The following is an 11,527-nucleotide window of genomic DNA, read 5'->3' as shown; positions in this document are numbered from 1 at the left end:
AACACTTTATTTAACAGACATGTTACCACTATCCACTACTCCACAAACGCCAAATCAGTTGCTTGAAAATGGGATTCGTCTCTTTATTCAAGCCTTTCCTACTACTTATCCCGTCGCTTTGGCCGTTGGCATTCTGTCTATGTTACCGAGTTTAAGCTCGGCGGCGTTTTCCTCTGAGAATTTAGACGATGTGATGCAAGCCATGTTAGATTTCACCCCCTATATGCCGTTTTATATGGGCATTATGTTGGTGTTATACAGCATTCTTTTTTATCAACTCAGTACCGTTATTCGTGGCATTCAAGTGAGTTATCGTGAAATTGTGCGGGCGAGTATAGAAAAATTGCCTGTTTTATTTATGGCTACGTGGATTTATGCCTTTATCTTGAGCTTAGGCTTTTTCTTTATGGTCATACCAGGCATTATTTTAGGAATAGCGTTAATTTTCTACATTCCCTTGATTCTATTTGAAGATAAAGGCATTTTTAGCGGGCTACGTCAGAGTTTTCAGCTGGTTTGGGGGCGGTGGTTTCACACAGCCTTAGTGCTATTACTGGCGTTTTTTATGTCTTCTGTGCTGGGGCAATTACTGCTTATGTTATTAGAAGCCTTGCTCTATTTAATTATGCCCATAGAAGAAACGAGCCTTTTAGCTATTTTGAAATTTGCTTATGGTTTGATAAATGCCTTATTAAGCCCATTTTTAGACGGAGTTATTTTACTGCTGCTCTATGATTTAAAACTCAGACAAGCAATAACACAACCGACGGTTAATCATATTGATACGCCTAAAAACGGACACTTTGATGCTTAATCACGGTAGATAATCTGGCAAGTTACAAACATAAACGCCATTCTTTATCAAAAACCCGTTGATAAACAAGATAAACACTTGCCATTGTTCCTATCGCGGTTGCCGCTGAGAGCATGAGAATAAAGACGATTTGATAACGGGCAGCTTGCAACGGGTCTGCCCCTGCTAATAATTGTCCCGTCATCATGCCAGGGATAAAGACTAATCCGACGGCATTCATTGAATTAATCATCGGCATTAATCCTGCTAACAACGCTGTCCGTATGCTAGGCAATGCCACTTCCCACAATGTTCCACCGAAAGCAAGGGCTTGATTAACTTCCGCAGTACGCTTGCGTAAATCATCTAATAAACGTTCAATTGAAACAGCAATACTCGTCATGGTATTGCCTAAAACCATGCCTGCACTGGTTAAAACATAACGGGGGTCATACCATGGGTCTATTTGTAAAATCAATGAGGTAAGGGTAAAGGTAACCGTAATATTTGAGAGGAAAATCGCCGCCGTGACAGGCATAAATAAACCCGTTGGACGTTTATTAATCCGTTGAATAGCAATATGGGTTGTCATCATAATCATACATAGCAAAATACCCAACACTATCCACATATTAGCGTGTTTAAATATCCACGTGAAAGCAAAACCTAACGCAATCAATTGTGCATAAGTCCGCACAACGGCAAAGATTAAACTTTGTGCTACGCCCAACGCCATTACAACCGAAATAATGCCCGCAACACAAATAAACAGGGTTGCTAAACCAATTTCTAACCAGCCAACTGCCACAATCGTTGTTTGCATATTCAATCAGGAAAATTATTTGACACGATAAATGATGATGACAATATCAGTTTTTCTGTCTGAGTGAGAACATTCTTGACAGGATATTGTGGTAAAAAAACCTGAGTTCGGCGATTTTTATAAAATAAACCAGAGACCTGCTAGGTTTTCAAAACCTAGCAGGTCTGTCGGAACACGCGAAAAGGTTTCAAGGGCTGACAGAGATTATTTTCTTGTTTTTCATCGGGATTCATCCAGCAAGATTAAAACATTGTCTGAATCCTGATTCAGACAAGCTGTTATCTTTTTTAAAAGAAACTTGCCGAACTCAAGTTAAAAAAGCATTGATAGAAATGAAAGACCGTCAATAAAAAAGGGATTAGATGCAATGCATCTAATCCCTTGATAAATTCATGGTGGGCCCAGCAGGACTCGAACCTGCGACCGACGGATTATGAGTCCGCAGCTCTAACCAACTGAGCTATAGGCCCGATTAAGAACCAGTGAGGATACTGTTTTTTACACTTATTTGCAATATCCCTGTTGATTAATGTTTACGCTTTGGCTTTGATAACGCTTGTAATTTATCTTCACACTGTTTATTTAAATATTCTGCCCGTGCAATTTCTTGCACATGATAAGCATCCTGTTCTTGTAACGTTGCTAATTGATTTAGATTAGTTTCTAACGTTGTTTTTGCTGCTTGCAAATCTGTTTGCATTTGTTGAATTTGTTGATTATAGCTTGTTTCTACTTGTTGCTGACTCTTTTGTGTTGTTTCTAACTGTACAGTAAGTTGTTGTAACTGTGATTCGTAGCGTTGTAACAGCTCTGTTTGTGTTTGTTGTAACTGCTGTAATTGCTGACTGGTCGCGGTTAAATTTTGCTGTGCAATTTGCAATTGTTGTTCATAACTGGCTTTCATGGTTTGTTGCGTTTGTATTGCGGTTTGCAAGGCTTGTTCTAAACGAGCTTGTTCGGTATTTGCAACGGTTTTTTCTTCGGTCAAAGTCGTTAAACGTGTTTGTAAATCTACAACTTCTTGGGTTTTAAGGGTTAAGGCTTGTTGAACTTGACTTAAGTTTTTTTGTGCGACTTGAACTTGTTGTTCATAATTTTGTTTCAATGTCGCTTGTGCTTGTTCCGCTTGTTGTAATGCCGTTTTTAAACGAGAGACCGCTTCATTATTTTCCGTCTGCAAGGCTTGCAAATGTTGCTCATGCGCTTGCACTCTTTCCGCTTGTTGTTGCTGGGTATTGCTTAACGCGGCTTGGGTTTTTAACAACTTTTCTTGCGTGGTTTTTGTCTCTGCTAAAGCGGTTTGTGCTTGTTGTAATTGTGTTTCGTATTGAGCACGAAGTGCATCGCGGGCTTGAATAGCGGCTTGTAACTCGCGGTTGACTTGCTCTAGTTGCGTTTGATGCGTGCTGTTTAACTGAGCGTATTGCGCTTGTAGGCTTTGTAACTCTGTTTGTAGGCTTGCAACTTGTTGTTGGCTGACCTCACTGCTTTGTAAGGCTTGGGTTAAGGCTTGATTTTTCTGCGCTACTTTCTCTTGCTCTGTTTTTAAGCTTGTTAATTCATGCTGTAAGCTTTCTTGTGCTTGTTCTGCACGTAAGCGTTTATCCTCTGACTCCTGCAAATTCCGCTGACACTCTGCCATGATAGCCTGTTGTGACTTTTGAATTTCTTCGATGGTTACTTGAGCTTTTTGCAAGGCTTGCTGAATCGTTAAAGTGGTTTGTTGGGCGATTTGCAATTGTTGCCCATATTCAGCTTTTAAACGAGTTGTTTCTTGTTGCAGGCTTTGGATTGTTGCTTGTAATTTTTCTGTTTCTTGCTTGGCATTGGTTTCAGCAATACGAGCTTGTTGTAATTCTTGTGTTAATGTCTGCTGTTGTTGTTGTGCCTGTTGTGTCACCGTTTGCAATTGTTGGGTGTATTCTTCTTTTAAGACTTGGCGTAACGTATCTAAATCAACATTTGCCAATGTGGCGGGTGTGACTGCAATTTCTAATGCATTGCCTGTATTCCCATCTGAATTTTCTGCATGACCTGTGCTGGCTAGACATTTTTGTAAATCAGCGCGGAGGTTTTGCCCTTCTGCTTGGCTTTGTTGCAAATTCGTGATTAATGCACGGCGAATGATTTGACATTCTTCCTGTTGTTGGTGCAGTTTTTCGTCAAATTCTCGTTTAACAATGGATTGTAAACGGGCGGATTCTTCTTGTTGTTGGCGTAATTGACGGACTTGTTCAACTTTTAATAAGTCTTGAGCATCACGCGCACTGCGCAATTCTTTTTCTAAACCTGCCATTATTTCCGCGTGTTCTGTTTCTAATTGTTTAAGCGTTTGCGCTTGATTTGTTTGTAGTGTTTGCAGTTTTTGCTCATATGCCGTTTTTAACGTGGTTTGTTGCGTTTGTAAGTTTTGATTATCGGTTTCTAAGCTATTGATTTTTTGTAGGGATTTTATTGTTTCTTCTTTTTGTTGCTGATAGTTTTTCTCTAGTTCAGCCTGTTTTTTTTCCAAAGTGCCAATTGTTTCTTGAGCTTGTTGTTTAGCGTCTTCAACTGTATGCCACGCCTGAATTGTCATACTGATTAAGATGACAAAACAGACGGCGACAGCAATCATAATCAAGCGTTTAATTTGCATTATTCTTATTCCTTGTCTGTAGATGACATGTGCAGTCAACCGTTTAAGTCATTATAAAGGGTTCACTGCACTGCGTCAGGAAGTATTTTCGGTAATGCGAAAATTGTTCCTTTTGGTATTTAATGTTATTAGCAATTATAATTAACTGACTTCATTAATATAAATTTTTTCTCTTATTTTTAATTGTCAGGGAGGCTTATTTTAAAACAGATAGATTGTAAAAACAGATAGTCATTAAATGAACAGCGAATGAAAAAACGAAATATCGTAACCCTCACGATATATCGTGATTTAAATCACGAATAATGGTGAATAATATCGCTTAACTATTTATTTTTTAAATAATTAATTAATTGGTACTTTATTTGCTCTTTAACCAGTGTTTAAGACTTTTGGCGATAAGCAGGAATTACCATGAACGCAGAAAACAACAAAATTAAATCAACGACTGCCATTCCTCTTGATGAGGTGCAACAAGGCTTATATGCCAAACGGCAGAAAATTTACCCTCGCCAAGTGCATGGGTTATTTGCCCGTTTACGGGTGACGAGTGTCTTGGTGTTATTAGGTATTTACTATATTTTTCCTTGGCTTCAGTGGGATGGACGACAAGCTGTTTTATTTGATTTACCCGCGCGACAATTTTACATTTTTGGCTGGGTTTTCTGGCCTCAGGATTTTATTTATCTGGCTTTTTTATTGATTATTGCAGGCTTTAGTCTGTTTTTTTTCACGACGTTAGCGGGGCGGTTATGGTGTGGTTATGCCTGTCCGCAAACGGTTTGGACGGAAACCTTTTTATGGATGGAGCGTTTAGTTGAAGGCGACCGTGCAAAACAAATGAAGTTAGATAAAGAGTCATTTTCAGCATATAAATTTCGAATTAAAGCGACGAAACATAGTATCTGGATTATTTTTTCTTTAATCACAGGCTTTACATTTGTTGGATATTTCACCCCTATACGGGAATTAACAGGCAGTTTAAGCAGTTTTGATTTATCGGGTTGGGAAACCTTCTGGTTTTTCTTCTATAGCTTTGCAACGTATGGCAATGCGGGCTTTATGCGGGAACAAGTCTGTACGTATATGTGTCCTTATGCGCGTTTCCAGAGTGCGATGTTTGATAAAGACACGTTAATCATTGCTTATGATACAAATCGCGGTGAGCCACGTGGGTCGCGGAAGAAAGGCGAGGATTATCAGGCTAAAAATTTAGGGGAGTGCATCAACTGTACGATGTGCGTGCAAGTCTGTCCGACGGGTATCGATATTCGGGATGGCTTGCAATATCAATGCATTGGCTGTTCTGCCTGTATTGATGTTTGCGATGATGTGATGGATAAAATGGACTATCCAAAAGGTTTAATCCGTTATACGACAGATAATGCGATGAATGGTAAGCCGACACATATCTTCAGACCCCGTGTGTTTATTTATGGCACGTTATTAATTATTCTGTTTGGATTATTAATTTATTCCATTTCCATCCGCCAACCGTTACAACTGGATGTGATTCGTGACCGTAATGTTTTATATCGTGAAAATAACGAAGGCTTAATTCAAAACGTGTATATTTTGAAAGTTATCAATAAAGATGTACATCCGCATGTATATGAAATTACGGTGACTGGCTTAAAGGATGCGCAGTTTGAAACGGACAAAGCGGTGATTGAGGTAGAAAGTGGGTCTGTTTTAGATTTACCTGCTCGCGTCAATGTTGAGCGTGCTAACATTCCTGCACAAAGTAACGAGATTGAATTTACCATGACGGCAAAAGATAACCCTGAATGGAAAGTGACAGAAGATGCTCGCTTTTTAGGGCCGATTCAGTTACCCCGTTAATTGTCCACGAAAGGCACGAAAAACACGAAAAAAAGTAGTGTTCGTGCCTTTCGTGTTTTTCGTGGATATTACTCCCTAAAAAACGATAATAACTTGCCTATTGAAGTTGTAAGCTTTACCCTTACTTTTTTAACTATCATTAAAAAAGTATAGGGGTTTTCCCTTACCATAAAATCACAAACAACAAGCAAATTCAACTAGATAAGTTATTAACATCATGTTAAAGGCTACGCATGAGCAGATTAACGAGCGTGCACAACGACTCTTAAAAATCTTGATTGACCGTTATATTCGAGACGGTCAACCCGTCGGCTCTCGCACGTTATCCAAAGAAAGCGACTTAGATTTAAGCCCCGCAACCATTCGCAATGTGATGGCTGATTTAGAAGAAATGGGCTTAATTTTTTCGCCACATACCTCTGCAGGACGAATTCCAACCGTTCGCGGTTATCGCGTTTTCGTCGACAGCTTATTACAAGTTAAACAACTCAGTAACGATGAAGAAAGTCTATTAAGACGAATGTTCCGCAATGATGCAATAAGTTTTGATAATCAACGCTTGTTCGAAAAAGCCTCGAATCTCCTCTCTGAAGTCACGCATTTAACCAGCGTGATTATGCTCCCCCGTCGTAAAACCCAAGCACTCCGTCACGTCGAATTTTTATCCCTTTCAAAACAACGGGTATTGGCTATTCTCGTTATTAATGAACATGAAGTTCAAAATCGAATTATTCACACCAGTCGCGCTTATAGCTCCACAGAATTAGAACACGCCGCCAATTATTTAAATGCCGCCTTTGCTGGTAAAGATATTCACCGCGTGCGTCAAGATTTAGTCGGCGAAATGCGCAAAGCTCGCCAAGACTTAGATAATTTAATGGAAACTGCCCTCGAAATGGCAGATAAAACTTTTACCAATCAAGAAGAAGATAAACCCGATTTTGTCGTTGCAGGGCAAACCCATTTAATGGATATTGCTGAACTGTCAACCAATATCGACAAACTTCGCCACTTATTCAGCGCATTTAATCAAAAATGCGATATTCTCCATCTTTTAGACCAAGCCATTAATGCACAGGGAATTCAAATTTTTATCGGTGAAGAATCAGGTTACGAAGTTTTCGACGACTGCAGCGTGATTACCTCACCTTATAAAGTAGATGGCTCTGTCATTGGTGTGTTAGGTGTCATTGGCCCTACCCGCATGGCGTATGAGCGCGTCATCCCCATTGTCGACTTAACAGCAAAACTGCTTAGTTCCGCCTTGAAGTAAACAGATTTATCCCTACTTATTGCGATTAATTACGACTTTTCATGGATTCGGGCGCAATTTATCCTGTACCCGCTACCCCCCTTTTTTTCATGGTTTATTAGCAATAAAAACTTGCTCACTATTTTTGGAGTAACGAATGACAAGCACAGTAAATGACAAGACAACCCCGCCAGAAAATCCAGAAGTTACCAACGCTGTTATTGAAAATGAAGAATTATTAGAAGCCCCAGCCGTTGAGACAGAGTCAACGCCGATTTCAGTAGAAGAGCTTAATCGTCAACTGATTGAGGCAACCCGTAGGGCGGATGAAAATTGGGATGCCTTATTAAGACAAAAAGCCGAATTTGAAAACATGCATAAACGCATGGAACGCGACCTTGAAAATGCACGTAAATATGCCTTAGAAAAATTCGCAACAGAATTACTCCCCATCAAAGACAGTATGGAGTTAGGCATAGAAGCCACAAAGAACGCAGACACGAGCTTAACCACGGTTGCTGAAGGCATGGCATTAACCCTAAAAATGCTAGCCAGCACCTTAGAAAAATTCGGCGTACAAGTAATCGACCCGCAAAACGAGAAGTTTAACCCCCAATTCCACGAAGCGATGGCAATGCAACCTGTGCCCAATGTTGAAGATAATACAGTCCTTTTCGTTCATCAAAAAGGTTATCAATTAAACGAGCGTTTATTACGTCCTGCTCGTGTTGTCGTTGCTAAAACGCCAAAATAACCAAGAAATAGCAAGACTTCATATTGTTATTGGCTTCATCCGCTTTCATAAAAAATGGGCTTAATGGCTTTTTATAAAAAAACGCTTTTTTCTTGAAAAAAAACGCCATGCCCTTATATCGGATAACAGTAAAAAACAATTATTACTCAAAGAATTAACAGGAGATGACAGAATCATGGGTAAAATTATTGGGATTGACTTAGGTACAACTAACTCTTGCGTTGCCGTGATGGAAGGTAAAAGCGTTCGTGTGATTGAAAACAGCGAAGGTGCACGCACAACCCCTTCTATTATCGCTTATGCCGATGATAGCGAAGTTTTAGTTGGACAATCTGCGAAACGTCAAGCAGTTACCAATCCACAAAATACATTATATGCCGTTAAACGCTTAATCGGACGTAAGTTTAAAGACAAAGTCGTACAACGCGATTTAGACATCGTTCCTTACAAAATCATGGAAGCCGACAACGGCGACGCATGGATTGAAGCAAAAGGCAAAAAAATGGCACCGCCTGAAATTTCTGCGCGGGTGTTGATGAAAATGAAAAAAACCGCCGAAGATTATTTAGGCGAAACCGTTAAAGAAGCCGTGATTACCGTCCCCGCTTACTTTAATGACTCCCAACGTCAAGCCACGAAAGATGCAGGACGGATTGCAGGCTTAGATGTTAAACGGATTATTAACGAACCCACCGCCGCCGCACTTGCTTATGGAATGGATAAAAAACGCGGTGATGCAAAAATCGCTGTTTATGACTTAGGGGGAGGGACGTTTGATATTTCCATCATCGAAATTGCTGAAGTAGATGGCGAACAACAGTTCGAAGTGTTATCTACTAACGGTGATACTTTCCTCGGTGGGGAAGATTTTGACTTACGGATTATCGACTTCTTAGTTGACGAATTTAAACGCGATACAGGGATTAATTTAAAAAATGACCCCTTAGCCTTACAACGCTTAAAAGAAGCCGCTGAAAAGGCAAAAATCGAATTGTCTTCTAGCCAACAAACCGATGTCAACTTACCCTATATCACGGCTGATGCTTCAGGTCCTAAACACCTGAATTTAAAATTGACCCGTGCGAAATTAGAAGCCTTAGTCGAAGACTTAATCGAACGCACTGTAGAACCCTGCAAAATCGCGCTAAAAGATTCTGGCTTAAGTGCTAGCCAAATCGATGAAGTCATTCTCGTTGGTGGACAAACCCGTATGCCGAAAGTGCAAGAACGGGTGAAAGATTTATTCGGCAAAGAACCGCGTAAAGATGTCAACCCTGACGAAGCCGTTGCGATTGGGGCAGCCGTGCAAGGTGCTGTGTTAGCGGGCGAAGTGAAAGACGTATTACTGTTAGACGTAACCCCCTTATCATTAGGGATTGAAACCATGGGCGGTGTGATGACCAAAATCATCCCGAAAAACACCACCATCCCAACCAAAGCATCACAAGTCTTCTCAACCGCTGACGACAATCAATCCGCCGTAACGGTTCATGTTTTACAAGGCGAGCGGGAAATGGCTTCCGCGAATAAATCGCTAGAAAAATTTGATTTAAAAGATATTCCTTTAGCACCTCGTGGCGTGCCACAAATCGAAGTAACCTTTGATATTGATGCTAACGGGATTCTGCATGTGTCCGCTAAAGACAAAGCAACAGGCAAAGCGCAATCCATTCAAATCAAAGCCTCTAGCGGTTTAAGTGAAGACGAAATTCAACGCATGGTCAAAGATGCGGAAGCACACGCCGCAGAAGACCGTAAGTTCCATGACCTAGTCAACGCCCGTAACCAAGCGGACAACATGGTGCATTCTGTCACTAAGACCTTAAAAGACTTAGATGGCAAAGTCGACACCAACGAAAAAACCGCGATTGAAGCAGCGGTGGAAGCGGTTAAAGAAGCCATGAAAGGCGATAATAAAGAAGATATTGAAGCCAAAACCCAAACCCTTGCCGAATTATCTGGCAAGTTAGCCGAAAAAGCCTACCAACAAGCAGGCGGGGCTGAAGGCGGTGAAGGCTTCACCAAAGCGGCAGAAAATGCAGCCAAATCTAACGATGGCGTAGTCGACGCTGAGTTTGAAGAAGTCAAAGGCGACAAGAAATAATTGCCGTCATTTTATGACTGTTGAGCGCATTACTTAGCCTAAAAATTAAGTAGTGCGCTTTGTTATTTCCGTTGTCACGTGATTTTGCAAATCCCATTTACCCCTTGCCAAACAACGCGCTACCATGTCAAAACGAGATTATTACGAAGTGCTGGGCGTACAAAAAAACGCCAGTGAAGACGAACTGAAAAAGTCCTATCGTCGCCTAGCGATGAAACACCATCCTGACCGCAACCCCGACAGTGCGGATGCGGAAGAAAAATTTAAAGAAGCAAAAGAAGCTTACGAAATTTTATCCGACCCCCAAAAACGAGCGGCTTATGACCAATTTGGTCATGCAGGCGTTGATGCTTCCATGGGTGGCGGGGGCGGTGGTGGCTTTGGCGGTGGTTTTGACTTTGGCGATATTTTCGAAAGCGTGTTCGGTGGTGGAGGGCGTAATGGTGGGGCTGGTGGTAATCGCGTTTATCGCGGTTCTGATTTACGTTACGACTTAACCATTACCCTAGAAGAAGCTGTCAACGGCACCGACGTTAAAATTCGGATTCCGACACAAGTCGAATGCGAAACCTGCCACGGCTCAGGCGCAAAACCTGGCACGAGTCCTGTAACTTGTAGCCATTGTGGTGGTGCAGGACAAGTGCGCATGACATCGGGCTTTTTCTCCGTACAACAAACCTGCCCCTATTGTCGTGGCGTTGGCAAAATTGTCGAAACCCCTTGCCCTACTTGCCACGGTGCAGGACGGACAAAAGATACAAAAACCTTATCCGTTAAAGTTCCCGCTGGGGTGGATACAGGCGACCGCATTCGCTTATCAGGTGAAGGCGAGGCGGGCGTAAATGGGGGACCTTCAGGCGATTTATATGTACAAATTAACGTCCGCCAACACCCTATTTTTACCCGTGAAGGCAGTAATTTATTTTGTGAAGTGCCGATTAGTATTGTCACAGCCGCACTCGGTGGCGAATTAGAAGCCCCAACTTTAGACGGGCGTGTCATGCTCAAAATTCCCCCAGGAACGCAAACAGGGCAAACATTCCGCATTCGTGGCAAAGGCGTAAAACCTGTACGCGGTGGCAGTGTTGGCGACTTACATTGTCGCGTTATGATAGAAACTCCCGTGAGTTTAACCAGTCGTCAAAAAGAATTATTGGAAGAATTCGGCAAAACTTTAGAATCAAATCATCATCGTCCACAAGAAACATCATGGTTAGACCGTGTTAAAAAGTTTTTTGACGATATGAAACTGTAAGTTTCTCTCACTCAATGTCGGTGCGTTAAAAAACATCACGACGCACCGCACAACATCTGCATCGAT

General features: G+C 41.4%; 8 protein-coding genes and 1 tRNA gene. 6 read left to right on the top strand and 3 right to left on the bottom strand.

Going from position 1 to position 11,527, the window contains the following annotated elements:
* Window positions 1–19 precede the first annotated feature (19 nt).
* The gene (locus BEGALDRAFT_RS10800; protein WP_002689923.1) at window positions 20–814 is read left to right on the top strand and encodes a hypothetical protein; all 795 of its coding nucleotides are present in this window, start codon (window positions 20–22) and stop codon (window positions 812–814) included.
* A gap of 22 nt (window positions 815–836) precedes the next feature.
* On the opposite strand, the gene BEGALDRAFT_RS10795 is transcribed toward BEGALDRAFT_RS10800, so the two are convergent.
* From BEGALDRAFT_RS10795 to BEGALDRAFT_RS10785, 3 genes are all read right to left on the bottom strand, one after another.
* On the bottom strand, window positions 837–1,616 hold the full coding sequence (locus BEGALDRAFT_RS10795; RefSeq protein ID WP_002689922.1) for an ABC transporter permease: 780 nt from the start codon (window positions 1,614–1,616) through the stop codon (window positions 837–839).
* A 393-nt stretch (window positions 1,617–2,009) separates the two neighbouring features.
* A tRNA-Ile gene (locus BEGALDRAFT_RS10790) sits at window positions 2,010–2,086 on the bottom strand.
* Between the two features lie 56 nt (window positions 2,087–2,142).
* The gene (locus BEGALDRAFT_RS10785) at window positions 2,143–4,254 is read right to left on the bottom strand and encodes a hypothetical protein (RefSeq protein ID WP_002689921.1); all 2,112 of its coding nucleotides are present in this window, start codon (window positions 4,252–4,254) and stop codon (window positions 2,143–2,145) included.
* 414 nt (window positions 4,255–4,668) lie between these two features.
* Here BEGALDRAFT_RS10785 and ccoG point away from each other — a divergent pair, with 414 nt between their 5' ends.
* The 5 genes from ccoG to dnaJ all read left to right on the top strand — a co-directional run bounded on the left by ccoG (window position 4,669) and on the right by dnaJ (window position 11,461).
* Window positions 4,669–6,096 carry a cytochrome c oxidase accessory protein CcoG gene (ccoG, locus tag BEGALDRAFT_RS10780; protein WP_002689920.1) on the top strand — a complete coding sequence of 476 codons (1,428 nt, stop codon included), beginning with the start codon at window positions 4,669–4,671 and terminating at the stop codon, window positions 6,094–6,096.
* Window positions 6,097–6,313: 217 nt separating this feature from the next.
* On the top strand, window positions 6,314–7,369 hold the full coding sequence (gene hrcA, locus BEGALDRAFT_RS10775) for a heat-inducible transcriptional repressor HrcA (protein ID WP_002689919.1): 1,056 nt from the start codon (window positions 6,314–6,316) through the stop codon (window positions 7,367–7,369).
* A gap of 136 nt (window positions 7,370–7,505) precedes the next feature.
* Window positions 7,506–8,102: a nucleotide exchange factor GrpE gene (grpE, locus tag BEGALDRAFT_RS10770; protein WP_002689918.1), complete on the top strand. Its 597-nt coding sequence runs from the start codon at window positions 7,506–7,508 to the stop codon at window positions 8,100–8,102.
* A gap of 175 nt (window positions 8,103–8,277) precedes the next feature.
* Window positions 8,278–10,206, top strand: coding sequence for a molecular chaperone DnaK (gene dnaK, locus BEGALDRAFT_RS10765; RefSeq protein WP_002689917.1), 1,929 nt, complete (start codon window positions 8,278–8,280; stop codon window positions 10,204–10,206).
* Window positions 10,207–10,330: 124 nt separating this feature from the next.
* Entirely contained in the window at window positions 10,331–11,461 is a 1,131-nt protein-coding gene (gene dnaJ, locus BEGALDRAFT_RS10760) for a molecular chaperone DnaJ (protein WP_002689916.1), read from the top strand.
* Window positions 11,462–11,527: the final 66 nt, after the last annotated feature.

It is taken from the genome of Beggiatoa alba B18LD, from assembly GCF_000245015.1.
Classification (GTDB): domain Bacteria; phylum Pseudomonadota; class Gammaproteobacteria; order Beggiatoales; family Beggiatoaceae; genus Beggiatoa; species Beggiatoa alba.
Note: the sequence above shows the minus strand (reverse complement) of the source record. Positions and strands in the feature narration are given on the sequence as shown.

Coding starts and splice junctions, on each gene's coding strand:
- BEGALDRAFT_RS10800 (WP_002689923.1), top strand. CDS start 20: ATGTTACCACTATCCACTACTCCACAAACGCCAAATCAGTTGCTTGAA.
- BEGALDRAFT_RS10785 (WP_002689921.1), bottom strand. CDS start 4,254: ATGCAAATTAAACGCTTGATTATGATTGCTGTCGCCGTCTGTTTTGTC.
- dnaJ (WP_002689916.1), top strand. CDS start 10,331: ATGTCAAAACGAGATTATTACGAAGTGCTGGGCGTACAAAAAAACGCC.
- ccoG (WP_002689920.1), top strand. CDS start 4,669: ATGAACGCAGAAAACAACAAAATTAAATCAACGACTGCCATTCCTCTT.
- BEGALDRAFT_RS10795 (WP_002689922.1), bottom strand. CDS start 1,616: ATGCAAACAACGATTGTGGCAGTTGGCTGGTTAGAAATTGGTTTAGCA.
- dnaK (WP_002689917.1), top strand. CDS start 8,278: ATGGGTAAAATTATTGGGATTGACTTAGGTACAACTAACTCTTGCGTT.
- hrcA (WP_002689919.1), top strand. CDS start 6,314: ATGTTAAAGGCTACGCATGAGCAGATTAACGAGCGTGCACAACGACTC.
- grpE (WP_002689918.1), top strand. CDS start 7,506: ATGACAAGCACAGTAAATGACAAGACAACCCCGCCAGAAAATCCAGAA.